At 40.5% G+C, this 22,404-nt stretch carries 27 protein-coding genes; 1 reads left to right on the forward strand and 26 read right to left on the reverse strand.

The features are described from left to right. Window positions 1–10: 10 nt before the first annotated feature. From ADH54_RS02830 to tgt, 22 genes are all read right to left on the reverse strand, one after another. A complete protein-coding gene (locus ADH54_RS02830) occupies window positions 11–496 on the reverse strand; it encodes a PTS sugar transporter subunit IIA (RefSeq protein ID WP_001049925.1) in 486 nt (161 codons plus the stop codon). Window positions 497–572: 76 nt separating this feature from the next. Then, window positions 573–854 (reverse strand): PTS sugar transporter subunit IIB, encoded by a 282-nt coding sequence (locus ADH54_RS02835; RefSeq protein WP_000241466.1) that lies wholly within the window; start codon window positions 852–854, stop codon window positions 573–575. 22 nt (window positions 855–876) lie between these two features. Continuing rightward, complete coding sequence (locus tag ADH54_RS02840) at window positions 877–2,334, reverse strand: PTS ascorbate transporter subunit IIC (protein WP_000452074.1); 1,458 nt, start codon at window positions 2,332–2,334, stop codon at window positions 877–879. A gap of 130 nt (window positions 2,335–2,464) precedes the next feature. Beyond that, entirely contained in the window at window positions 2,465–3,088 is a 624-nt protein-coding gene (locus tag ADH54_RS02845; protein WP_049523965.1) for a hypothetical protein, read from the reverse strand. A gap of 50 nt (window positions 3,089–3,138) precedes the next feature. Continuing rightward, window positions 3,139–4,128 carry an RNA-binding cell elongation regulator Jag/EloR gene (jag, locus tag ADH54_RS02850; RefSeq protein WP_049523966.1) on the reverse strand — a complete coding sequence of 330 codons (990 nt, stop codon included), beginning with the start codon at window positions 4,126–4,128 and terminating at the stop codon, window positions 3,139–3,141. Window positions 4,129–4,145: 17 nt separating this feature from the next. Further along, window positions 4,146–4,970: a membrane protein insertase YidC gene (locus ADH54_RS02855; protein WP_204373465.1), complete on the reverse strand. Its 825-nt coding sequence runs from the start codon at window positions 4,968–4,970 to the stop codon at window positions 4,146–4,148. Continuing rightward, window positions 4,945–5,316: a ribonuclease P protein component gene (gene rnpA, locus ADH54_RS02860; protein ID WP_000739245.1), complete on the reverse strand. Its 372-nt coding sequence runs from the start codon at window positions 5,314–5,316 to the stop codon at window positions 4,945–4,947. Before rnpA ends, ADH54_RS02855 begins: the two co-directional genes overlap by 26 nt. A gap of 149 nt (window positions 5,317–5,465) precedes the next feature. After that, a complete protein-coding gene (locus ADH54_RS02865; RefSeq protein ID WP_024056735.1) occupies window positions 5,466–6,656 on the reverse strand; it encodes an acetate kinase in 1,191 nt (396 codons plus the stop codon). A 50-nt stretch (window positions 6,657–6,706) separates the two neighbouring features. Beyond that, window positions 6,707–7,660: a class I SAM-dependent methyltransferase gene (locus ADH54_RS02870; protein ID WP_049523968.1), complete on the reverse strand. Its 954-nt coding sequence runs from the start codon at window positions 7,658–7,660 to the stop codon at window positions 6,707–6,709. 60 nt (window positions 7,661–7,720) lie between these two features. Beyond that, entirely contained in the window at window positions 7,721–8,308 is a 588-nt protein-coding gene (locus ADH54_RS02875; RefSeq protein WP_049523969.1) for a class I SAM-dependent methyltransferase, read from the reverse strand. 32 nt (window positions 8,309–8,340) lie between these two features. Beyond that, on the reverse strand, window positions 8,341–8,754 hold the full coding sequence (gene comGG, locus ADH54_RS02880; RefSeq protein WP_049523970.1) for a competence type IV pilus minor pilin ComGG: 414 nt from the start codon (window positions 8,752–8,754) through the stop codon (window positions 8,341–8,343). Next, window positions 8,732–9,193: a competence type IV pilus minor pilin ComGF gene (comGF, locus tag ADH54_RS02885; RefSeq protein ID WP_049523971.1), complete on the reverse strand. Its 462-nt coding sequence runs from the start codon at window positions 9,191–9,193 to the stop codon at window positions 8,732–8,734. The genes comGG and comGF overlap by 23 nt, the downstream gene beginning before the upstream one ends. Next, window positions 9,156–9,458: a competence type IV pilus minor pilin ComGE gene (gene comGE / locus ADH54_RS02890; RefSeq protein WP_071478895.1), complete on the reverse strand. Its 303-nt coding sequence runs from the start codon at window positions 9,456–9,458 to the stop codon at window positions 9,156–9,158. The genes comGF and comGE overlap by 38 nt, the downstream gene beginning before the upstream one ends. Continuing rightward, window positions 9,421–9,855, reverse strand: a complete 435-nt coding sequence (gene comGD / locus ADH54_RS02895; protein ID WP_049523972.1) for a competence type IV pilus minor pilin ComGD — start codon at window positions 9,853–9,855, stop codon at window positions 9,421–9,423. The genes comGE and comGD overlap by 38 nt, the downstream gene beginning before the upstream one ends. Further along, window positions 9,818–10,141, reverse strand: coding sequence for a competence type IV pilus major pilin ComGC (gene comGC, locus ADH54_RS02900; protein ID WP_000738649.1), 324 nt, complete (start codon window positions 10,139–10,141; stop codon window positions 9,818–9,820). The genes comGD and comGC overlap by 38 nt, the downstream gene beginning before the upstream one ends. 1 nt (window position 10,142) lies before the next feature. Further along, the gene (gene comGB, locus ADH54_RS02905) at window positions 10,143–11,159 is read right to left on the reverse strand and encodes a competence type IV pilus assembly protein ComGB (RefSeq protein WP_080980761.1); all 1,017 of its coding nucleotides are present in this window, start codon (window positions 11,157–11,159) and stop codon (window positions 10,143–10,145) included. After that, on the reverse strand, window positions 11,107–12,048 hold the full coding sequence (gene comGA, locus ADH54_RS02910; protein WP_049523974.1) for a competence type IV pilus ATPase ComGA: 942 nt from the start codon (window positions 12,046–12,048) through the stop codon (window positions 11,107–11,109). The genes comGB and comGA overlap by 53 nt, the downstream gene beginning before the upstream one ends. A gap of 76 nt (window positions 12,049–12,124) precedes the next feature. Further along, window positions 12,125–12,490, reverse strand: a complete 366-nt coding sequence (locus ADH54_RS02915) for a DUF1033 family protein (protein WP_000286413.1) — start codon at window positions 12,488–12,490, stop codon at window positions 12,125–12,127. 150 nt (window positions 12,491–12,640) lie between these two features. Continuing rightward, entirely contained in the window at window positions 12,641–13,699 is a 1,059-nt protein-coding gene (locus ADH54_RS02920) for a zinc-dependent alcohol dehydrogenase family protein (protein ID WP_049523975.1), read from the reverse strand. A 161-nt stretch (window positions 13,700–13,860) separates the two neighbouring features. Further along, window positions 13,861–15,012 (reverse strand): N-acetylglucosamine-6-phosphate deacetylase, encoded by a 1,152-nt coding sequence (nagA, locus tag ADH54_RS02925; protein ID WP_001134549.1) that lies wholly within the window; start codon window positions 15,010–15,012, stop codon window positions 13,861–13,863. 151 nt (window positions 15,013–15,163) lie between these two features. After that, the gene (locus ADH54_RS02930) at window positions 15,164–16,981 is read right to left on the reverse strand and encodes an acyltransferase family protein (protein ID WP_049523976.1); all 1,818 of its coding nucleotides are present in this window, start codon (window positions 16,979–16,981) and stop codon (window positions 15,164–15,166) included. A 100-nt stretch (window positions 16,982–17,081) separates the two neighbouring features. After that, window positions 17,082–18,224, reverse strand: a complete 1,143-nt coding sequence (gene tgt, locus ADH54_RS02935) for a tRNA guanosine(34) transglycosylase Tgt (protein WP_001285237.1) — start codon at window positions 18,222–18,224, stop codon at window positions 17,082–17,084. A gap of 117 nt (window positions 18,225–18,341) precedes the next feature. Here tgt and ADH54_RS02940 point away from each other — a divergent pair, with 117 nt between their 5' ends. Further along, window positions 18,342–19,199 (forward strand): DUF975 family protein, encoded by an 858-nt coding sequence (locus ADH54_RS02940; protein WP_049523977.1) that lies wholly within the window; start codon window positions 18,342–18,344, stop codon window positions 19,197–19,199. 25 nt (window positions 19,200–19,224) lie between these two features. Here the strand turns inward: ADH54_RS02940 and pcp are convergent, their stop codons facing one another. The 4 genes from pcp to ADH54_RS02960 form a co-directional block, all read right to left on the reverse strand. Further along, entirely contained in the window at window positions 19,225–19,869 is a 645-nt protein-coding gene (gene pcp, locus ADH54_RS02945; protein ID WP_049523986.1) for a pyroglutamyl-peptidase I, read from the reverse strand. A 218-nt stretch (window positions 19,870–20,087) separates the two neighbouring features. Beyond that, a complete protein-coding gene (locus ADH54_RS02950) occupies window positions 20,088–20,450 on the reverse strand; it encodes a DUF1304 domain-containing protein (RefSeq protein ID WP_049523978.1) in 363 nt (120 codons plus the stop codon). A 10-nt stretch (window positions 20,451–20,460) separates the two neighbouring features. After that, a complete protein-coding gene (locus ADH54_RS02955) occupies window positions 20,461–20,886 on the reverse strand; it encodes a MarR family winged helix-turn-helix transcriptional regulator (protein ID WP_049523979.1) in 426 nt (141 codons plus the stop codon). 204 nt (window positions 20,887–21,090) lie between these two features. Then, a complete protein-coding gene (locus tag ADH54_RS02960; RefSeq protein ID WP_049523980.1) occupies window positions 21,091–22,296 on the reverse strand; it encodes a LysM peptidoglycan-binding domain-containing protein in 1,206 nt (401 codons plus the stop codon). Window positions 22,297–22,404 lie beyond the last annotated feature (108 nt).

The following is a 22,404-nucleotide window of genomic DNA, read 5'->3' on the forward strand; positions in this document are numbered from 1 at the left end:
ATTCCTCTTTCTAACTTTCCAAATCCAATCCTTCGAGATAAGGGCTATCCTTAGATTCTTCAATCATAGCCAAGACATCTTCTTTAGTCTGGCAAGCCTGTAAACGTGCAATAGAATCTTCTAATTCAAACAGGGCAATGATTTGTGGAATGGCTACACTTGTGTGAATTTTTGAGCTTGTTGCTGCTAGTGCCAACAAAACAGATACCTCTTTCCCATCTGAAAATACAACAGGATTTTGTAAGGTGATCAATGAAAAGGCATCTCTTTGCACTCCAGCTTCAGGTCTAGCATGGGGCATAGCCATACCTGGCATTAAGATATAGTATGGGCCATACTCTTCAGTCGATTCGATAATAGCATCGTAATACTCTGGCAAAATTGCTCCACTTTCAATCAAGGGATCTACTGCTACCTTGACTGCTTCTTTCCAGTCTTTAGCTTCTAAACCTAGTCGGATCGAGTCATTGTCAATTAAAGCTTGTTTTAAATTCATATCTGCCTCCTTTATTTAAAGAGGGAGAAGGACAGAAACGATGACTCTCAGTTTCTATCCAGCCCCCTCCAACCTTTTACTGTAGTGCTTGACTGAGTTTTTCAGTGATTTCTTTATCATCCATCAAGTTGTCAAGCCCAATTAACTTCCCATTAGTTCGCCCTTCCAATTCTTGGATCAAATGAAGAGAAGCGATTACGATGTCATATCCTGCTGCTAAACCTTTAGCTTCACCGACACTGCATGAATTGACTGTAAAATCTGTTTGATTAAGCTTACGGAGAGCATTTTCAACCTTCATCTTGATAACCATTGATGAACCCATTCCATTTCCGCACGCTGCTAATACTTTAACCATTTTATTTCTCCTTTTCTAGATACTAAGCTTCTTCTTGAACTGCACCGTTGTAATATTTCTCTTTATCTTTTGCTTTGGCAAATTGAAGTTGAGGAATAACAAGCAAGAAGAGACATACAAGTACATAACCGACAATACCGAGATATTTGAAAATGTATCCAAATCCAAGCCATGGGAATTCAAAGTCAATATTCCCATGATAACCACCGTAAGATGCTAAGTCGAGAAGGGCTACACATAGAGCTCCTAGAGCAACTTGGAGGACGCCTGAGATGAAGGATAGGATAACAGCTGCTTTCCATCCGCCACGCTTATCAGCGTAGACTGCAATTGCTGCATTATCAAAGAATACTGGTACAAATCCTGTAATAATAAGGATAGGGTTTTTAAAGACGATGAGCAAGACAATTGTAATCAATTGACCAATCAAACCAAAGGCAAATCCAGACAAGACAGCGTTTGGAGATCCAAATCCATAAGAAGCTGCAACGTCGACCGCTGGGAATGAACCTGGCAATAATTTGTTTGAAATACCTTGGAAGGCATTTGTCAACTCAGATACGAACATGCGGACACCTTGCATCAAAACGAACAAGTAAACTGAGAAGGTAAAGGCTGTTTGGATAATGTACATAAAGAAATCTTGTTTAGCAGGATTGAATAGAGTTCCTGAAGTGATGACTTCTTTATTAGACATAATGTCTGGACCCAAGATTAAAAGAATGGCTCCGAAGAATACGAGCATCAAGGTAGCAGATGCAACAACTGTATCGTGGAAGATTGAGAGGAACTTAGGTAATTTAAGATTGTCTAAACTTTCTTCTTTCTTACCAAAGCGTCCTGCTACTTTATCTACAAACCAGATTGCAAATTGCTGTTGGTGACCAATCGCAAATCCGCCACCACCAGTCAAGCGTTGAGTTGCCTCAACAGTCATATTTGAACTAACTGCCCAGTAAAGTCCACAGATGATACCAATCGCTGCTGTACCGTAAGCATTGCGCAATTGTGGTACTAAGAATAGAACCATAAGAGATACTGTTGCAGCTTGTTGTACCATGATGTGACCAGTAATAAAGAGGGTTCTTACCTTCGTAATCTTTCGAAGAGCTACGAGCAAGATATTTATTCCGAAACCAATCAATAGAGCTGTAGTTGCAGTTCCAACAAAATCTGGAAACTCTGCTGCAATTTTGTTGTTTGCTGCAGCAAGTCCAAAGTAAGGGTCGATAACCGCTGCACCAATTTGGAATTTGTAGTTAAGGGCTGCTAAGATCGGACGGAAGGTTGTAACCAAACCACCCGCACCCACATTGAGCAACATATACCCTACTGTTGCTTTAACAAACCCTGAGAAAACGTCGTGGGCAGGTTTTTTCAAAAGTGCGTATCCTATCAACACCAATAAACCTACGAAAAATGCGGGATTCTGCAAAATATTGCTAGAAAACCAATTTAGAACACTTGAAATGACTTCCATAATTGTTCTCCTTTTGAATTGTTTTTGTAGGTTTATTATATAATTTGAAAGCGCAAACAAAAAGACCAAGAATTACACAGCGGACTGTTCACTCTTGGACTGTATGATTTATGATATTTTAATGATTAGCTTAGTTTCTCGTAGCTAGATAAAATGGAAGAATTTTATCATAAGATTTCAGTAGGGCTTCTACGATTTCTTCTTCAGATGAATTCTCTGTTATAGGGACATCTATTTTAACTAACACTTTTCGGACTTCCTGATTGGATAGTTTATTTCTTAAAATTTGACGATTTTCTTCGTTCGCATCCCACCGTTGACTTTGACCATCAGAGTAGGCTAGATAATAAATCCCTTCTACCACTGGAACTTCTAGGACCTTGGCCTGCTTGCCTAAAGTTTGCTCATCTTTTTTGCGCTCGATAAAACTAACTTCTAGTGAGACACCAAAATCAGAGGGTACTCCATACAAACGAAGAGCCAACATAGGTTCTGTCACTTTCCCCTCACGCTGTATATAAGCCCAGAAGTGTGGTCGCAAGCGCTGCGCTTGGTTCATCCACTGGCTAGTCTGTTGGAGTTGCCATTCTGGATGACTGGTTTGAAATGCTTTAGTCAGTTCTGTAAAAGCCTTTCGAGCCTCTTGGCCTTTATGACGGAATTCCAGCATTTTTTCTCGCTCTTCTCCCGCTTTATCAGGATTACGGTACTGCAAACCAGCAAAGTCTAGATAGTCTCTTATCTTATTCAACATTAATTTAATCTCCTATAGCTAGCAAAAAATCAGGAGAACCCTGATTTTACTTATTCTGTATCTACAACGACATAGCGATTTGGCTCATCACCTTCAGAGTAACTCGTCACGCCATCCATACGTGAAATAATACGATGGATAATCTTGCGTTCGCTATTCGACATTGGATCTGTCTGATGACTGCGCCCTTCTTCTAAAACACGAGTCGCCAATTTTTGCGCATAGGTCTGCAAGACTTCTGCACGGTGTTCAACATAATCATTGACATTAATAGTGATATAGAAGGTTCTTGAATAGCGGTTGTAAAGATAATTTTGAGCCAACAGTTGCAAGGCCTTCAAGACTTTACCATGGTAGCCGATAATACGACCTGGTTCGTTAGTATCAATTTGCAAATTGATGCTACGACGGTTATAGTCATTTGAAAGTGTAGCTTCAACATCCATATCATCAATGATTGTTTGGACATAAGTCGTTACTTCCGTAGCTACTTGTTCAATGTCAAAACTCGGTTCAACCTTTAAGCCCAAATCTTCTAATTCTTGACTTTCAGTTTGTTCAGCTTGACTCTCAACAATAGGAGTTTCTACTTCTTCCCCGAAACCAGCTTCTTCAAGATGTAATTCATTTAAAATCTCAATATGACCAGTTTCCTCTAAGATGGTGCTTGCATGTTTTTCATTTTTCAAGATTTCAGCCTTGACTTCATCAGAAACCCCTTGGCCTTCTTCTTCAATCTTTTTAATTGCTTCTACAACATGACCCAAATCAACGGTTGCTTCACTGACTGTTTTGACCGGTTCATTTTGTTCATTAATTTCTTTAGGAACACCCTTGACAGCCTGCTGATTAGCTTTAATGACCGTTGTTTCACTAATAGCTTCAATGTCAACTTGGGCTGGTTTTTTACCAAATAAACCAAGAAATCCATTTTTTTCACGAGAAATGACTTTGATGTGAGCCTTCATTCTTGGAATATCTAATTCTTTCAATCCTTTCTGGATTGCTTCTTCAACAGTTGAACCCGTAAATACTACCATTACCAGATTCCTCCTTATTATTTCGTTTTCTGAGCCTTTTTCTTGGCTTTTCTTTTTCTATTTTCCAAATCTTTCTGTGCCTGTACTACGGCCTCGCGCTCTGCGATAATCTTGAATGGATTGTTCAAGAAATAGGTTTGCAAGACTTGATAAGCATTGGACACTGTCCAGTATAGGGCGACTCCACCCGGTGCATAAACTGCAAAGATAAAAATCAAGACCGGAATCCCATACATCATCGCAGTCGTAGCGCCATTACGCTCAGACAAGGCTTTATTAGACAGCCAAGTACTTAAAAAGGTAAATACAGCTGCTAAAATCGGAAGAACAAAGGTTGTATCCACACCACCAAGGTTAATCCATAAGAAATGACCTGTCTTTAAAAAGTTAACTCTTGATAGAGCTTGGAACAAGGCCAAAATAACCGGCATCTGAATCAAAATCGGCCAAAGAGAATCTGACTGTCTAACACCCATTTCTTTAAAGACTTTACGCATTTCTTGCTCTAGCTTGGTTCTACTTTCCATATCTCGACCCGGATATTGTTCTCGAAGCGCCTTAATGCGTGGCTGAGCTTCCTGCATTTTTCTAGAAGCCACCATTTGCACCTGAAAGACTGGCAAGAGAACTGTACGAATCAAGATCGTAAAGAGAATAATCCCCACTCCGATGCTGATATCAAACGATAAAAAGCGAATAATTTCCGCAAAGAAGTAAACAAATTTACTCCAAAAATCAGCTGATTCGGCTGTGATATCGCTAGTTGTCCCATTAGTCGCACAGGCTGTCATGATCAATAGAGACAGTCCTAGCAAACTAGTCAACTGTAGTTTCTTTTTCACTCCCATTTCCTTCCTGGTAAATCTTTGATAATTTTAATACGTGGAGTAGATTTTTCTCCATCTCTGCATATCCCAAGGTTTCAACCCCTTTTCGGGCAATGACAACAAAATCGACATCTTCTACCAGACTCCCTTTTGCATTCTGGATAATATGTCTAATTCGTCGCTTAATTTGATTTCTAGTGACGGCATTCCCCAGCTTTTTGCTAACTGATAGACCTACTCGAAAATGGTTTTTCTGATTTTCTAGTTGGTAGACAACAAACTTGCGATTGGCAAAACTTGTCCCCTCCTTGAAAATCGCCTTAAAATCTTTCTCTCTTTTTACACGAAAGTTTTTCTTCAAAACTCAACTCCATCTATTAAATTACTACTATTATACCATATTTTTCAAAAAAGCCAATCATAGCAAGGTTTTGCACAATTTCATCAGAAAAAGAAGCTGGAAAAATCACTTTCCCAACTCCTTGTACGGAATATTTTTTCTAATTTTAGTTATTTTTTCAAGCGTTCAACGTCACGGGCAATAACTAGCTCTTCATCTGTTGGAATAACCAAGACACGAATCTTCGCTGCCTCTGTTGAGATGTCTCCTGTCACACCAAAGACGTTCTTTTCTGGATCAACATCACAGCCAAACCAAGAGATACCTGAGATAACATCTTCACGTACATTTGCAGCATTTTCACCAATACCTGCTGTGAAGATAATAGCATCTGCTCCATTTAGGACCGCGAGGTATTGACCGATATGTTTTTGGATGCGATCAACATACATTTCATAGGCTAAAGTGGCATCGTGGTCCCCTTCTTCCATAGCAGCAATCACATCGCGCATATCACTAGATTTGCCTGAGACACCCATAAGCCCTGATTCACGATTAAGGACGCGACTAATGTCTTCAGGCGTGTTAAAGTCCTCTGTATATTGCATTAAGTAAGGAATGATAGCTGGGTCAATATCTCCTGTACGTGTTCCCATCATCACACCACCAAGTGGAGTGAATCCCATTGAAGTATCGACAGATTGACCACCCTTAACAGCTGTAATAGAAGCACCATTACCGATGTGGCAAGTAATCAATTTCAAGTCTTCTAATGGACGGCCCAAGAGTTTTGCTGCTTCTCCTGCTACAAACTGGTGACTTGTACCGTGGGCACCATATTTACGAACCTTGTTTTCTGTGTAATATTTTGTTGGTAGAGGGTAGCGATAAGCTTTCTCTGGCATAGTTGTGTGGAACGAAGTATCAAAAACAACTACACTGGTAATGTCTGGCAACAATTCCTTGAAGGCACGAACACCTGCTGCATTGGCTGGATTGTGGAGAGGAGCTAACAAGCTCAACTCTTCAACTTTTTCTAAAACATCTCCCTCAACGACTGTTGATTCTTTGAAATATTCTCCACCGGCAACAACACGGTGTCCAACACCTGTAATCTCATCATAAGCCTTGATAATATCGAAACGAATCAAGTCATCCAATAAGATTTTAACAGCTTGTGTGTGATTTTCGATATCCAAAATTTGTTGTTCAGAACGGCCGTCAAATTTTACAGTTGAAATTGAATCTTTCAAACCAATCCGTTCAATTAAACCTTTAGCAAGAACTTTTTCCTCTGGCATTTGATAAAGTTGCCATTTCAAACTTGAACTTCCCGCATTGATTGCAATTGTTTTTGTCATAACATGATACCCCTTTTTAAGCGTTTTCATCTATTATAACAAAATCTATTTTATATTTCAGTACCTTGAGTCCATTTTTGAAAATTTTCTTTAAATTTCATTAAAACACTTGCATCTTGCAAGCTAGCAAGTGGATAAACAAAAGGATCTACTGCTGTTTCACTTTTCTTCTGTAAGATAAAAATCGTCTTGGATTGTTTAGCACTGGCAAAGAGATTTTCAGGCAAACTAATCATGGCAGTCAGACTTGCCTCCTCTTTCAACCAACCTTTCAACAAGTCACTTTGAGGACTGGTCAACAAATCACTCGGAGCTAGAAAAATAGCATATCCGTCTGACTTGAGATACTTAAGTCCTTGTTCCATGAGCAAGTGATGGGCGTAAGTATGTTCTTGACTAGAAGCAACTTGATGGCGCGACGCAACGGCATCATCAGGATAATAGCCGACAGGCAAGTCGCTGATGACCACATCGCTTTCTTTGAGCATTTGTGGACGAACGGCATCTCCTTGGACAAAGCCAGCCTGCAAACCAATTACATCTGCCATACTAGCTGCCAAATCAATCAGCAAATCATCCACTTCCATTCCCAAATAATCCACCTTTTTATCAAGCGAGGTCAAGAAAGTAGCGCCTAGAATTCCCATCCCAGAACCCATTTCGAGGATAGTGATTTCCTTCTCTGTAAACAACTCTTCCACAATAAACACTAAAAGCAAGGCAATAGCATCCGGTGTAAACTGGTGATTGGCCTGCAAGGGTTCTGTTTGTCCAGCCTTCATCAAGAGAAACTGGTAGGTCTTGAGCCATTCTTCTTTGCGTAGTGCTAAACGCTTAAGGGCCTGATTGTTCTCCTTGACCTGCTCTAACTCAGTCTCACCACCCAAATAGATGCTGTTTTGCTCCACCAGGGCGTCATAAAAGTTGGTCGCCAAATCACTTTGAATGACTTGGACATTCTCTAGTAAATAGGTATAAGCTTGTTCAATTTTTTCAAAATCCATATTCCTATCTTATCAAATTTCCCTTCTTTTTTCCATCCTTATAGAAAAATCACTCCCTGACTAGGCGAGTGATTTTTGGGCTACTGTAAAAAAGAGTTCTGAGTAATTTCCTTGAAACAGGTCTTCAGCGCTATAGAGAATCTGACTATGCACAGATGAAAAACCAAACTGTGCTAGCTTGTTTTCAAGTTCAACCAATTCAAATCCATGATGGTTGGTCTCCGTCTTGGTAAAATCGGCAATGAGGAGTTGTCCATCTTCCTTCAAATGTTGATGAAACAGTGAGAGAGCCGCATCCAAATCAGGCATATGATGAAGAACCCGACAAACAATAATGAGATCAAACTCTTGCTCCAAGGGATTTTTCAATAAATCTTGCTCCAAAAACTGGATATTCTTGATGTCTTGTCGCTCCGCTTTCAAACGAGCTTGCTCCAGCATTTTCTCTGAAATATCCACCAATGTTACAGACTTTGCTTGTTTGGCCAGAGGCAAGGCTAATAGCCCCGTCCCTCCACCGAAATCCAAAATTTCTTTGTCTGATAGAAGATCAATCTGTTTCTCGACTGCTTGACAAACCAAGTTTGCAAGGAAGATATTTTTAGGGGAATCAAAAGTTTCTGCTTTGTGATTAAAATCATGTTTCATATCTTTAGTTTAACACAAACTAGTTGAATTGACTATGAATTCTCTTTCTTTTCAGGCTTCTTTTCTGATTTTTTCTTCTCCACTTTTTCGCTTGGATCAGTCGCTACCTCTTCCTTTTTATCTCTTTTCTCTTCTTTGATTTTGACGGAAGGAAACAGGAACTCATATTGGCTCTTATCCGTACGAACCCTCGTCACTAAGCCAGTTTTCTTGTTTTGATAGCTTACCTGACCTCGATTAAAAACCTGTTCCCCACTTTCTTGCTCAACCTTATCTTTGGTTCGCTTGGCCATAGCAAAAGCAACCAACTTTTCTTTATTTAAAGCATAGTCTCGATGGTTGGCGACTTGTCGGTTCAAGTAAAATTGTAACAAAAGACTAAAGATGGCTGCTATGGTCACTGCATAGAGGAGAACCCCTGCCTTAACTTTTTTCTTTTTCCACACGATAGATAAACTCCCTTTCTAAGCCTTTTTGGAACTGGAAATGAAAACGCACCAACTGATTGTCCTCTGTAATCTGCGCAGATTTGAGGCCATAAACCATAGGCTGATAACCCCGTCCATTGGCATCTGTTTTACGAAAATCATCCGATTTTGACTTACCTATCGCAATTTCCTTGCCATCCTGCTTCATATAGATGCGATTGCCCTCCACTTTTTCAAACTGCGAACGGTCTAACTCTGCCTCCAGCTGGTCCACAAACAAGAGCCACTCCTTTTGCTCGCTTTGTTGCTGGTAGCGAACTTCTGAAATAAGGAGCTGACTCATGGCTTGAAAGAGGAGTAAGCTTCCACTGATGACAATGAGAGCAATCAGAGATTCCAACAAGGTAAAGGCCTTGACCTTATGGCTCTTTGATCGCCAACAACTGTTCTGAACCATGGTAGACCTCCAATCCCTTTTCACTAGAAAATACCTGAATCTCAACTCCGTTGATGTTTACCTGATTTTGACCTGTCTGCAGGGCCATCTTAGCTACACGCACAACTTCTTCTTTCTGCAAGATTTTTGCTTCTTCTTGCCTATTCTTTTGAATTTGTCCCAAAAGAAGGGTAGCAATACTGGCAAAGATAGCTAGAGCAACTACTGCTTCCAGCAAAATCACTGCTCTAATTTTTTGTTTCCTTAATGCGTTTAATTTTTCCATTTCCTAGATATAATTGATAGCGAATCGCTCCTTTACTGGTCTGAAATTCAACCTTAGCTAGGGACGAATTGCCCCCAGCTCGGTCAAATGTAATGTTTTGTCCTGATGGTGCCTGAATTCCTTTAGGAACTGTCAACTTTTGACTGCCATTGCTAATGGTCTGCCCATCTAAGTTCAGACTAGTCTTTTGCTGACTGGCTACACTACGTTTTTGGCTTTCCCGATAAAGTTCTTCAAACTCCATAAAGAAAATCTGCTCCTCTACCGCTGCAAAAGTGGACTGAACAGAGCCGGACAATCCCAAGACAAGTATACTCACAAGTCCCAAAACCAAGAGACTTTCCATCATGGTAAAGGCCTTAATCCGCGACCGTTTGAGTCTTATTTTGTTTTGCATGATATTCTTTATAAGCTTTAGCTTGCTCTTCTGTGATGCGATCATCTGCTTGTAATTTGCTTAGAGTAGCCTCTTCGTTTTTATTCAAACTATAAAGCTCTGCCTGGCTTTCTACCACCTTAACAACAGCAGCTTTTCCTTTGTCGTTGACTGCTTCTTTTTGCTTGGTCAAATTAGGTACAAAGAGCAAGAGAAGCACGCTGATGATGAGCAAGACCACCAACATCTCCACAAGTGTAAAAGCTTTAACCTTAGCTTTTTTCAAGAATGTCATCATTTTTTTCATGTTAAAAATTTACCTCCATATTTTGATACATGGGCATGAGCATTGCCGCATAAAGTAAAACGATAATCAGTGCCACAAAGATAAAGACCAGTGGCTGCACCAAATTCATGGTGCGGTTGACTCGAGTAAAAAAGGCCTCCCAAGTTTTTTCAGCATAGATTTCCAACTCACTACCCAGCTTGGACTTGACTTCCCCATACTCGATAATGAGGCTCAACTCCTTCTTAAAAAAAGGATAGGTTGCTATGGTTTGAGAAAATTCGCGGCCACTTTGTAGGGCTTGAGCTAGGTCTTGACCGATTTCTTTAAAGAGCTGGAAACCTTGTTCCTGCATCATCTGAAAAATCTGCGTCAGCTCCATTCCTTGTGAAATCATATTTCCCCATTCACGCGCATAATAGGCTGTCAGATAAGTCTGCACAAAGATTCCAAGAAAAGGAATGCGTGCTAGGATAGAAAAGACGCGCATCTTAGAACTTCTTTTATAAAAAGTGAGTGCTAAAAGGGTAAGTAGAGAAACAAAGCCTACCATGCCTAGAAAAATTTGTGGCAGATTACCGATAATCTGAGTGGCAATATTGCTACTATCCAGTTGTGGTAGTAGGTAGTTCCGTAGCCCCAGCATAATTAAGAGAAGAAAACCCAGTAAAATCAAGGGATAGGTCGCTACTTCAATTAATTTTTTCTTGACCTTGGCAAGATTGTCTAGATATTCTTCTATCTTTCCCAAACTCAGGTGGAGATTCCCATGAACTTCAGCTAGGGATAACTGAGTGACAATGGCACTTGAAAAGCCCAAACTTTCCATCATTTCTGAGAATGATTTCCCCTGAGACAAGCCAGTACGCATCTGGGTCACACACTGCTTGTCCAACAAAGCACTCCTATCCAAAAAGGAGATGGTCTCCACCAGATGAAAACCGCTGGAAAAGAGATTGTTAAACAAGGTGATGATATTTTTTTGCTTAGCTGTAGCTAATTTTTTCCGTTTCAGCCTGAAGACTTGTGATATGTCCATCTTTAAGAAGCTGATCAATCTGCTCATTCCAGCTAGTTGGCTGGTGTTTTTGATAGTCTTTGTTTGCAAAGTCAACGATTCCTCCTCCCCCGATTAATCTCTGGTAACAAACACCTTGCAGAACGACCGCTAATTCCTCCTCACTCACACCCAACTCCAGCAGGCGCTCATAAACACCTCGAATACTCTTGGCATGGATGGTTGAAAAGACTGTCGCCCCTGTCAAACTGGCTCTAACAACTGCACGCGCCGTCTCGCTGTCCCGAATTTCTCCGATAATCAGGAGGTCTGGCCGATGACGTAAGGAAAGTTTGATCAAATTTTCATAGGTTAGTCCGATTGCTTCGTTCAACTGCAACTGGAGCATGTCGTCCTGCTTGATTTCTACAGGATCTTCGATGGACATGACTTGCTGCCGCTTAAAAAGAGACTTGGCTAGTTCATGCATCAGGGTTGTCTTTCCACTGCCGACTGGTCCAGCAAAAAGATAGAGACCACGTTGCCTGTACTGATTGCCCAGTTCTTCAATATCCTGAAACCAAAAATGCAAATCCTGCTCCTCATCATGCAACAAACGAATAACTAAACTCTCATGACCTCGATAATCGCCTACAGTAGATAGACGTAGAGATGCCATCTTCTGGTCATAGGCATAATCACAGGAACCAAGTTGACTACGTCGCTTTTCTCCTACATTCATACCCGCCACAAACTTAAAGTGACTGATGACGGCCGCAAACTTTTCAAAATCATAAGAACCGATTTTACAGCGCTCGTCTCCGACCCTCATATGAAGCTCATAGGCGTCTAACTTGGGGACAAAATAAATGTCTTGCGCCCCTTTTTTCCGAGCCGAACGAATGATTTCTTGTGCAATTTCTTGAACCATACTTACCTCCTCACCTATACTATTCGCAAAGATTTGGGAAAATAAAAAAAGCAACTACAAAAAAGTTACTTTTTCTCTATTTTAATTTCATACGGCAAGAACGGTGCCTTTCCTTACCTGTTTGTTTTTCATAGCCTGGGCGTAGTTTTTCATCTGGAATAACCTGCTCATCCTGCAAAAGAGCCAAAGAATGGTATTGTTGTAAATACTCGTCACATTCATCACACCAGCGTTGGTCTTCTGGATCCCAAAAAATAGTCATCAAGTCACTTCTACTTTTATAAAGAGGGGATTCTTGTTCCAGTCTAAACCAGCAAGTTTTGTAGTATTTGAGAGCATCATAATACTGATCAAATTTTCTACTTGCTACAATATCTTCTTCCCAACCTTCTAAGAACCACCACGGTTCAAAATCTCCGTACATTTCTATAACACGATACATATTCATTCATTCCTTTGTACCGTATATTATAACCAATTCCGCTAAACAAGGAAAGAAATATGCTCATTTCTTAATTTCCAGATAAAAAATCCAGCCATCTGATGGATGACTGAATTTCTATTTACTTGTGTTCCAAAATCTTGTTACTACCTAGGCTTCAGAAATATCGTTTTCGATAATGACCTTAATGGCATGGTGGTCTGCTGCTTTACTAAAAACTTCATAGGCTTTTTCAATTTCACTTAGTTTGAAATAATGAGTTACCAATTTTTCTGGTTCAATCTTATGACTTTCAAGTGCTTTCAACAATTGTGGAGTTGTATTTGTAGATACCAAACCAGTTGTTACATTGATGTTGCGAATCCAAAGTTTGTCCAAATCGAATTCAACTGGTTTACCATGCACACCACAGTTGGCAACCGTTCCGTCTACACCGATAATCTTTTGACAGAAATCAAATGTTGCAGGAATACCAACAGCTTCGATAGCAACATCTACGCCACGACCATCTGTCAAATCATAAATTTCTTTAATGGCTTTTTCAGGATCTGAAGAATTAACCTTATGAGTCGCACCAAATGATACAGCAGTTTCCAAGCGGTTATCGTCTAAGTCCACCATAATCAATTTAGCTGGTGAATAGAATTGAGCTGTCAAAAGAGCAGCCAATCCAACTGGTCCTGAACCAATAATGGCTACGCTGCAACCAGGTTCGACTTTCCCTTTCAAGACACCAATTTCATATCCAGTAGGCAGAATGTCTGATAGCATAACCAAGGCCTCATCCGACAAGTCTTCTGGAGTATGGTAAAGAGTGTTATCTGCATGAGGGACACGTAGGTATTCAGCCTGCATACCATCAATCAAGTGACCGAAAATCCAGCCCCCTTCGTCTTCACAGTGGGCATAAATTCCTTTTTTACAGTAGTAGCATTTACCACAGGCACAGACACAAGAAATCAAGACCTTATCGCCTTTTTTGAAGTTAGAAACTCCTTCCCCAACTTCTTCAACAATCCCAATCCCTTCGTGACCAAGAATGGTACCACTTTTGCAAGCAGGAACATCCCCTTTGATAATATGGAGGTCTGTTCCACAAATAGTGGTTTTTACGATACGCACAATAGCGTCTGTCGGCTTGCGAATAACTGGTTTGTCTACATCAACAAAAGAAGCAAGTCCTGGTTTAACATAAGTATAGGCTTTCATAAAGCACTCCTCCTTTTTTTATTTGTACTATTTATAATATAATTGTAAACCTTTTCATTTGCTTGTTCAAGCTTTTTTGTGATTTTTTTAACTTTTTTATTTACTGGTAAAGCAATATAGATAAAAAAGCAGAAGCTAATCTCTAACTTCTGCTTTCTCTCTTATGCTTGATAACGTTTCACACCATCTAGATAGGTTGCTACCAATTCCAAATCTTTATCTAGCACGATAAAGTCAGCGTCGTAGCCTTCACGGATTTGACCACAAACATCATCAATGTGAACAGATTTTGCTGGGTTAAGGCTAGCCATCATGACCGCTTCGTGTGGATTTGCAATACCCCACTCGACTACATTTCTCATACCATCTTTAAGTTTGAGGATAGAACCTGCCAAGTTACCTGTCGATTTGAGGCGTGCAGTTCCATTTGCTACTACAACAGGGAATTCTCCCAACATATAGTCACCGTCTTCAAGCCCACCAGCTGTCATACAGTCCGTAATAAGAGCGATGTTTTCTGTCCCCTTTTGCTTAAGTAAAATCTCACAAGCTTTTGGATCTACGTGATAACCATCACAAATCAATTCTGCGTAAGTATGTGGGAGCTCATACATAGCTCCTACCATACCTAGTTCGCGGTGTGTTAAACCACGCATCCCATTATAGGCATGTACCCATACACTAGCTCCAGCATCAACTGCCTTCTTAGCTTGTTCAAATGTCGCATCTGAGTGTCCAAGTGCAACTGTCACACCTTCACCTGTAATAGTACGTACAAAATCTTCCACCCCATCACGTTCTGGTGCAATAGCGATCTTATTTAGCATCCCTTTTGCAGCATCCTGCCAAGAATGAAACTCCTCAACACCCGGGTCTCTCATATAAGTTGGATTTTGGGCCCCCTTAAAAGTTTCTGTGAAATATGGACCTTCATAATAAATCCCACGAATCTTAGCACCTGTTGCTTCCTTATAATGATTTCCAAGATTTTCAGTGACTGCAAGCAATTGCTCATAAGTGGCTGTTAAAGTTGTGGGCAAGAAACTGGTAACACCGGTACTAAGAAGTCCTTCACTCATAGTATGCAATGTACCTTCAATGTTGTTGTCCATCACATCTACACCTGCATATCCATGAATATGAGTATCCACAAGACCTGGTGCAATGCTATAACCAGTATAGTCAAGAACCTCTGCTCCTTCAGGAATTTGATCCACATGTTTCCCAAATTTGCCATCAACAAGTTCTAAGTACCCACCGCGACGAATGCCAAATGGATAGAAAAACTGATCCGCTTTAACGTAATTAGGCATAATAATGACCTCCTTAAAAGATTACTTTTGATATTTATTATGTCAATTACATTATAAACTTTTCTGATTCATTTGTAAATGGTATAGACCTATTTTCTAGAGATATTTTAAAAGAGCTGGATTTCTCCAACTCTTCTCTTTTTAATACAAGTTATTTTGATTTGACTGGTTTGTCTTGAGCTGTTTGCAAGGCTGTGGCAATGGTATCTGCATACAATTTTGCTCCGGCTTCAATTTTACTAGTGTCACTTCCGAAATGGACTTGGTCTGTTCCTGTCCAGATCTCTGGATGTTCCTTAGCAACTTGATTCCAATCAGCAATGGTGATGTAAGGAGTCTTCTCTGCCAATTCTCTCATATAGGCAGCAGCCTTCTCAACGATGGCATAGGTCTCTTTTGTCTTATCTCCCTCATAAGGAGTCACCAAAACCATATGGTGCCCCTTAGGAAGATTTTTCACGATACTATCCCAATCTTCCTTGTAATTTTCAGGATTATTTACCCCAGTTGCAATAACCACCATCTTTGGTAGAAATTTATTCTGGCTATTGTTGAGCATGATTTCGTTGGCAGTCTTGGTTGTTCTGCTGACTTGTGCGTTAATCTGTGCTCCAGGAAGGGCTGTCTGCAGGGCTGTATTTGCCCTTAAGGCCACCGAGTCACCAATTAACATAGTGCCATCAGCAATTCCTAAACTATCAGCTTCTGCTCGTTCTGCCATCACCTTGGTTTGGCTAATATTTGTTGCAGCTTGCTTCAAACCATTGACAGTTAAGTCTGTCTCAAACGCTCCCACTTGTGGTGCCAACAAAGTCACTAAGAGGACAATGAAGGCCAAGATTCCTGTACTTGTTGCAAGAATTGCGTGAATATAAGGCAGGGGACGAAGAGTTTGTAAAACAGGTGTGTTCTTGCCTGCAATCCACGGCTCCAATACATAAAATGAAAGACTGGCAAATCCATAAGAAAAAATCAAAGTTAATAACACAGCAAGAAGATTTGATGTCAACTGTGAGAAAATAATATAGAAAGGCCAATGGAAGAGATAAACCGCATAGCTAGTATCTGCTAAAAAGCTAATAATCTTTGGTTCCTGCATATTAGGGGTCTTTTCATGTAAGACACGCGCCGCCAGAATCATAGCAAGGGCTGCAAGGCTGGCAAGCAAGAAGCCAATAAGATAGGCAAAGAGATAGGTAAATTTGACAAAGAAGGTCAAAATGAGTAAGAAGCCAAAACCTCCTCCAAAAACCAACAGGGTCTTGCGTAAATCCCAGATTTTATCCAACTGCTTAACGAGGGAAGTCGTCTGACGAACGCCTACAATCGTTGCTAGGATACTTCCCAAAAAGAATGGATAGACGTGAGTTAAACTGGAGAAGTAAACAGAGGAATAAGAGGTCACTAGAAAACTACCAATAAACATGGAGAAGAAGCTGATCAAGAAGGCAGCAGCTGATAAGAGAAAAACCATTCCCCTCAACTGACCATTTGATTTGGACTGTTTGGATAAGAACCAAACTGCCAATCCCCAAAAAATATAGTAGTGAACCTCAACGGCCAAGCTCCAATTATGAACAAACAAATGAGGAATGAACTGAGATTCATAACTCCCACCTGTTAGGAGTTCATAGAAGTTGGTCATGAAGCCTAAGACACCCGCAATTTGACCCCCAATTCCAGCCACATAGTCTTGGCGAACCAAGAAAGTAAAAGGCATGGTTACCAAGACCATCAAAACCACAGGTGGAACGATACGATAAAAGCGTCTCCTAAAAAATCCAACCAAATCAATTTCATGATTTTTAGAAAATTCTTCGATGAGTAGAGCTGTAATCAGGAAACCTGAAAATGTAAAAAAGACATCTACCCCGAAAAATCCTCCAGGAAAGATGGTCTGAAAGAAATGATACAAGAGTACCAAAAGTAAACCTGTAATCCTAATCAAGGAAAACCATTTAATACGCATACGAGTTTATTCTCCCTTTCATTGTACACTTTATTCTATCAAAAAAAGAAGAAAAATCCCAAGAGAAAACTTAGGATTTTTAGCTTATATCAATTCCAGTTTAAAAATTACGGCCTGACTTATTATAGCCATATTTTTCAACAAAATACTCACGGAATTCCAAGAGATTGTCATCCATGATAGCTTGACGAACCTGCTTCATCAGGTTAAGCAAGAAGTAAAGATTGTGATAACTCGTCAAACGGATACCAAAGGTTTCATCAGCCTTGAGCAGGTGACGAAGATAAGCGCGTGTATAGTTCTTACATGTGTAGCAATCACATTCAGGATCCAGTGGTGTAAAGTCCTCAGCAAACTGGGCATTTTTGACAACCAAACGTCCCTGACTAGTCATACAAGTCCCATTACGAGCGATACGAGTCGGCAAGACACAGTCAAACATATCTACCCCACGAATGACCCCATCAATCAAGCTATCTGGCGCTCCCACACCCATCAGATAACGAGGTTTATTTTCAGGCAGCAGTTGAGTTGTAAAGTCCAAAACCGCATTCATCTCTTCATGGGTTTCTCCCACTGCCAAGCCACCGATAGAGTAGCCTGGGAAGTCCATGCTGACAAGGTCATGAGCTGATTGGCGACGCAAGTCTTCAAATCCTGCCCCCTGCACAATCCCAAACAAACCTTGGTCATGTGGACGACGGTGAGCCTTCAAACCACGCTCAGCCCAACGACTGGTACGCTCGATTGATTTCTTAACGTAGTCATAAGGCTGATAAAACTGAGGACATTCGTCAAAGGACATCATGATGTCTGAGCCCAGATTATTCTGAATAGAGATGGCTTTTTCTGGCGATAAGAACATCTTGGAACCATTGAGATGGTTTTTAAAGGTTACTCCTTCTTCTGTGATATTACGGCTATCTGCTAAGGAATAAACCTGGAAACCACCACTATCCGTCAAAATTGGCTGATCCCAATTCATGAACTTATGAAGTCCACCTGCGCGTGCGATGAGTTCATCTCCAGGGCGAAGCCAGAGATGATAGGTGTTTGACAGAATAATTCCCGAACCCATCTCCTTCAATTCTTCAGGGGACTGAGTTTTGACAGTGGCTTGTGTCCCAACTGGCATAAACATAGGTGTCGGGAAGGTACCGTGGGGAGTGATGATTTCTCCCAGACGAGCTCCTGTGTGTTTTTCTTTCTTAATCAAACGATATTTAATTGGTGAATCTGACATTTTTTACCTCCGAAGCTGGGAAAGACAGTCCCAGTTCATACTTTTGCCCAAGGGCATACTGTATGATTTTATCAAAAAAAACTGGAACTGTCACGAACTATGGTGTATAATGAGAGAATGAAATACCCAAAAATTGATTTAAAAACCGTTCGTCTGCAAGCCAGACAATTTCAGGCTGAAAATCCCCGCCTCTTTCTCGTCTATCTCTTACCTAGTATACTGGTCATCTTGTCTGGCTTCCTCAATCCCTTAGAGCGCATCAACGAAAGTGTTTTAGAACAACCCTTTTTAAACGTGTTTGCCCATGTATTCCAAGCCTACCTCTTTCCACTATTAGTCTCCTTTATCGGAGCTATTCTTCTAACCAGTTCAGTCTATACAACGCTGAAACTCATCAAGAATCCCGATACAGAACTATCCATCAAAAATAGTCTCACTCTCTTTAACGAAGAGCACTTTTCACAAACCTTTTTGACTCTCCTTCTCAAACGTTTCTATCTCTTCTTATGGAGCATTCCTAGTTTGCTTGGAATTTACTTCCTTTTTTACAGTAGCTTTTTAGCCAAGAAATTCGTTGCAATCCATCCTGAATTTCCCAATCTGGATCTCTCGTCAATTGAAACCGAGCGCTTCCTCATGACCTTTGGTCTTTACTTTCTAGCAAGTATCCTCTTGATGATTGTCGGAAATAGTCTCTATATTCCACAATACTATGCCTATTCGCAGGTAGAATTTCTCCTCTGTGACACCCTAGACTTAGGACAAGCCAAACCAGGACAAGTCCTAAAAACCAGCCGTTTCCTAATGAAAGGTTACAAATTTCAGCGCTTTGTCCTAGACTTACAACTCCTTCCTTGGTACTTCCTCAATTGGATTACCTTTGGAATTGCTAGTTTTTCACTCCTGCCCTACATTCAAATCAATAAAATGATTTTTTACCGAGCAGTATTAGCTCGAAAACGTCCAAAAGCTTGAAGGTGACCCCTCAAGCTTTTTTCTATCAATGAGTTTCTCCGCCTACCAACTTGAGATCCTGATCTCCATGTTCTATAATGGCGCCGATTGCTGCTTCTATCCCTCGCCTAATGTCCACTAAACTCATAGCTGGGGTAGTCGGTCGATTCACCACCTGTTCCATCATATAAGGAATATGCATAAAACCTGCCTTAACATGTGGAAATTTCTTTTCTACCAAATAGAGGGCCTGATACATCAAATGATTGCAGACAAAAGTCCCTGCAGTATTGGAAACAGAGGCCGGCAAGCCCTCTTTTTTTATAGCTTGGGCCATCGCTTTAATCGGCAAACTGCTAAAGTAGGCCGAAGCACCATCTGGACGAATAGGAAGGTCAATCGGCTGATTACCTTCATTATCAGGAATGCGTGCATCGTCTTGGTTAATAGCCACTCGTTCAGGTGTCAAGCTAGATCTTCCACCTGCTTGCCCAATACAAAGGACAAAATCAGGTTGATAACGACTCAGCTCTTCTTCCAATACTTGAGCCGATTTGTGAAAAACTGTCGGCACTTCTAGCCAACGAACCTCAGCACCATGGATTTCAGCTGGCAAACCTTTAATGGCCTCCAAAGCTGGATTAACCTTTTCCCCTCCAAAGGGCTCAAAACCTGTCACTAATACTTTCATTTCTAACTCCTCAAAACCAATTCCATGAGATTCTTTTCTTAAAAACAAGTATAACATATTTCTCTTCTTCTGGAGCGAAAAGGACTAGAGAGGCTAGGATTGCTCTTTGATACTCAATGAAAATCAAAGAGCAAACTAGGAAGCTAGCCACAGGCTGTACTTGAGTACGGCAAGGCGACGCTGACATGGTTTGAATTTGATTTTCGAAGAGTATGAACTTATTTAAAGAGAAAAATACTAATCAAGGCCAAAATAGCTGGTCCTCCTTGCTTTAAAATAATTTTTTTATCTGCTATGAGAGAGCCATAAGCCGCAGCACCTATCACAAATAAAACAAAAATAGTCACAATTTCTAAATTCTGTGAGAAATAAATCCCATACAAGAGAAAGATACCTAGCAAAGCGTTATAAATCCCTTGATTTTTAAACAATGAACTTACTGACGGACGAGCCAGTTCTTCCTTTTCCATGTTAAAGACACGACTAGTCGCATCTGATTGCGTTGCAATACTTTCCAAATAAAAAATGTAAAAATGCTCCAAAGCAACAACCGTTGCTAAAATGATTGTAATAATTGACATCTATTTCTCCTTAAATTTCTATATTTTCAATACCTAAAACCAATTTATTTAATAAACGGCTGAGCTCTGTTCTCTCAGAATCTGTTAAGATACTTTCCATCGCTTCCTTAACCTTGATATGCTGCAGAGGCGGATTCATCACTAACTGCTCCTTGGCATACTTCGTAGCCTCTACCAACACTTCTCGCTGATTGTCAGGATTGCGATGACGCTCCACCAAACCTTCCTTTTCCAAAATCTTGAAATGTCGTGTCAAGGCAGCCTGATCAATCTGCAAACGCTCCTGAACTGCCATTTGATTACAGGGAGAATTCTCCAGTAAAAACAGTAAAATCTGATACCGTGTCAAACTAATCCCAAGTCTTTTTTCAAACAATTGCGTACTCGCTTGCTCAGACAAGCGGAGTTGATAAAGTAAATCTTGAATCTCTAACATTTCTTCTTCCTTTTATTGATTCATCAATAGTTGACTAATCAAGTATAATATAAAGTAAAATAGATTGCAAGAATGTTGCTTGAATCATTACAAGACAGCAACTTCCCATTTTCCATTCAAATTGAAAAAGAAAAAACGAACGAAACTCGCTTCCTATCACGAAAGCTAGATCTCATTCGTCAAAATGATATTACAAAGTCTGATTTATCCATTCATTGAAACGTGAACGTGGTCATAGTGGTTTTCTGTCACGCTACCACGGTCTGGCATTGGGTTCCAAGTATTAGCTGGTCCATATTTGCTATCGAATGGGGCATAGAAACGTTGCTTCCAAATGATGTAACTAATGCCACGGCTGGCCATATTTTGAATAGCATATTCCGCAATCTTATCTCCTAGTTCTGAGCTTTCTGGGACCATAAAGTCGATAGCCAAACCTTTTCCGTGATCTCCACTGTCCCCTGGACGGTAACCACTAAAGGATGTGATGCCAAACAAGTTAGCAATTTCTTCTTTAAAGGCAGCCGTTTGTGGTTGAAGACCTGCATTTTCAGATTTCGCTACTGCAAGTCCAGCATAATCGGGCGCAGCTGGAGCCGCGTAAGTTGTTGAAACTGTTTTCGCCTCTTCTGGTTGATAAGTAGAAACTGCTGCTGTAGCTTCACTTGATGATGCTACTTCTTTTGCTTCTTCTGAACTTGTTGCAGTTGTTTCAGGTGCTTTTTCTTCTACTGGTATTGTAGTTGCTTTCACTGCTGACTCAGCTTGAGTGCTTGCTTGTGTTTCATCTTTCTCAGCTGGAGTCGTTGCCTGAGGAGCTGCTTCTGCAACTGCACTACTTGTTTTGGCTGTTTGCTCCTCTGGGACAGAAGTTCCTGTAGATGGTGCCACTTCTTCTGCAGTAGCAACTGTCTCTGCATCTTCTGAACTTGATGCCACTTCTTTTGTTCTTGTAGTTTCTACCGCTTTTGGAGCTTCTGCAATTGGTTGAGAAAGGTCTGCAACCTGAACAGTTTGATCATCAACCGTCACTTGATTGGTTGTCAAATCTGCTGTCGCAGTTGTCACCTCTTCACTAGAAGCCGCTTGAGGTGTTTGGATTTCAACTTCTGTTACTTCTTCAGCTTCATTGACAGTCGTTGTCAAAACAGTTTCTGGGAAAATCAAGTCCATATTGGTGATTTTATTTAAATTCGCAAGAACTGTGACATCTACACCCAAGGCTTCTGCAATAGTGCTCAAGGTATCACCATATTGAACGGTATAACTAGTTTTGTTGTCCGTTTTAGTCAAATCATTTTGGATTTGCTCAACACTACGTGCAGTCCAAAAAACTTCTTCTGCTTGAGTTGCCAATACTGGGGCAAAGGACAAGGCTGCTGTTGACGCTAATAATATTCTTTTCCTCATTCTTTCAAATTCCTTTCAAATGAATACCTGTCTATCATAACACAAAAAATGCAGAAAAAAAGCCCTCTCGGGCCTATTTAATAGAACTGTCCATTCCTTGTAACAAAC

It is taken from the genome of Streptococcus pseudopneumoniae (assembly GCF_001072315.1).
Lineage (GTDB): Bacteria > Bacillota > Bacilli > Lactobacillales > Streptococcaceae > Streptococcus > Streptococcus pseudopneumoniae_R.

Excerpts from the sequence above, each read along its gene's own strand:
- ADH54_RS02830 (WP_001049925.1), bottom strand. The coding sequence starts at position 496 with ATGAATTTAAAACAAGCTTTAATTGACAATGACTCGATCCGACTAGGT.
- ADH54_RS02835 (WP_000241466.1), bottom strand. The coding sequence starts at position 854 with ATGGTTAAAGTATTAGCAGCGTGCGGAAATGGAATGGGTTCATCAATG.
- ADH54_RS02840 (WP_000452074.1), bottom strand. The coding sequence starts at position 2,334 with ATGGAAGTCATTTCAAGTGTTCTAAATTGGTTTTCTAGCAATATTTTG.
- ADH54_RS02845 (WP_049523965.1), bottom strand. The coding sequence starts at position 3,088 with ATGTTGAATAAGATAAGAGACTATCTAGACTTTGCTGGTTTGCAGTAC.
- jag (WP_049523966.1), bottom strand. The coding sequence starts at position 4,128 with ATGGTAGTATTTACGGGTTCAACTGTTGAAGAAGCAATCCAGAAAGGA.
- ADH54_RS02865 (WP_024056735.1), bottom strand. The coding sequence starts at position 6,656 with ATGACAAAAACAATTGCAATCAATGCGGGAAGTTCAAGTTTGAAATGG.
- ADH54_RS02870 (WP_049523968.1), bottom strand. The coding sequence starts at position 7,660 with ATGGATTTTGAAAAAATTGAACAAGCTTATACCTATTTACTAGAGAAT.
- ADH54_RS02875 (WP_049523969.1), bottom strand. The coding sequence starts at position 8,308 with ATGAAACATGATTTTAATCACAAAGCAGAAACTTTTGATTCCCCTAAA.
- comGF (WP_049523971.1), bottom strand. The coding sequence starts at position 9,193 with ATGGTTCAGAACAGTTGTTGGCGATCAAAGAGCCATAAGGTCAAGGCC.
- comGE (WP_071478895.1), bottom strand. The coding sequence starts at position 9,458 with ATGGAAAAATTAAACGCATTAAGGAAACAAAAAATTAGAGCAGTGATT.
- comGD (WP_049523972.1), bottom strand. The coding sequence starts at position 9,855 with ATGCAAAACAAAATAAGACTCAAACGGTCGCGGATTAAGGCCTTTACC.
- comGC (WP_000738649.1), bottom strand. The coding sequence starts at position 10,141 with ATGAAAAAAATGATGACATTCTTGAAAAAAGCTAAGGTTAAAGCTTTT.
- comGB (WP_080980761.1), bottom strand. The coding sequence starts at position 11,159 with ATGGACATATCACAAGTCTTCAGGCTGAAACGGAAAAAATTAGCTACA.
- comGA (WP_049523974.1), bottom strand. The coding sequence starts at position 12,048 with ATGGTTCAAGAAATTGCACAAGAAATCATTCGTTCGGCTCGGAAAAAA.
- ADH54_RS02915 (WP_000286413.1), bottom strand. The coding sequence starts at position 12,490 with ATGTATCGTGTTATAGAAATGTACGGAGATTTTGAACCGTGGTGGTTC.
- ADH54_RS02920 (WP_049523975.1), bottom strand. The coding sequence starts at position 13,699 with ATGAAAGCCTATACTTATGTTAAACCAGGACTTGCTTCTTTTGTTGAT.
- nagA (WP_001134549.1), bottom strand. The coding sequence starts at position 15,012 with ATGCCTAATTACGTTAAAGCGGATCAGTTTTTCTATCCATTTGGCATT.
- ADH54_RS02930 (WP_049523976.1), bottom strand. The coding sequence starts at position 16,981 with ATGCGTATTAAATGGTTTTCCTTGATTAGGATTACAGGTTTACTTTTG.
- tgt (WP_001285237.1), bottom strand. The coding sequence starts at position 18,224 with ATGTCAGATTCACCAATTAAATATCGTTTGATTAAGAAAGAAAAACAC.
- ADH54_RS02940 (WP_049523977.1), top strand. The coding sequence starts at position 18,342 with ATGAAATACCCAAAAATTGATTTAAAAACCGTTCGTCTGCAAGCCAGA.
- pcp (WP_049523986.1), bottom strand. The coding sequence starts at position 19,869 with ATGAAAGTATTAGTGACAGGTTTTGAGCCCTTTGGAGGGGAAAAGGTT.
- ADH54_RS02950 (WP_049523978.1), bottom strand. The coding sequence starts at position 20,450 with ATGTCAATTATTACAATCATTTTAGCAACGGTTGTTGCTTTGGAGCAT.
- ADH54_RS02955 (WP_049523979.1), bottom strand. The coding sequence starts at position 20,886 with ATGTTAGAGATTCAAGATTTACTTTATCAACTCCGCTTGTCTGAGCAA.
- ADH54_RS02960 (WP_049523980.1), bottom strand. The coding sequence starts at position 22,296 with ATGAGGAAAAGAATATTATTAGCGTCAACAGCAGCCTTGTCCTTTGCC.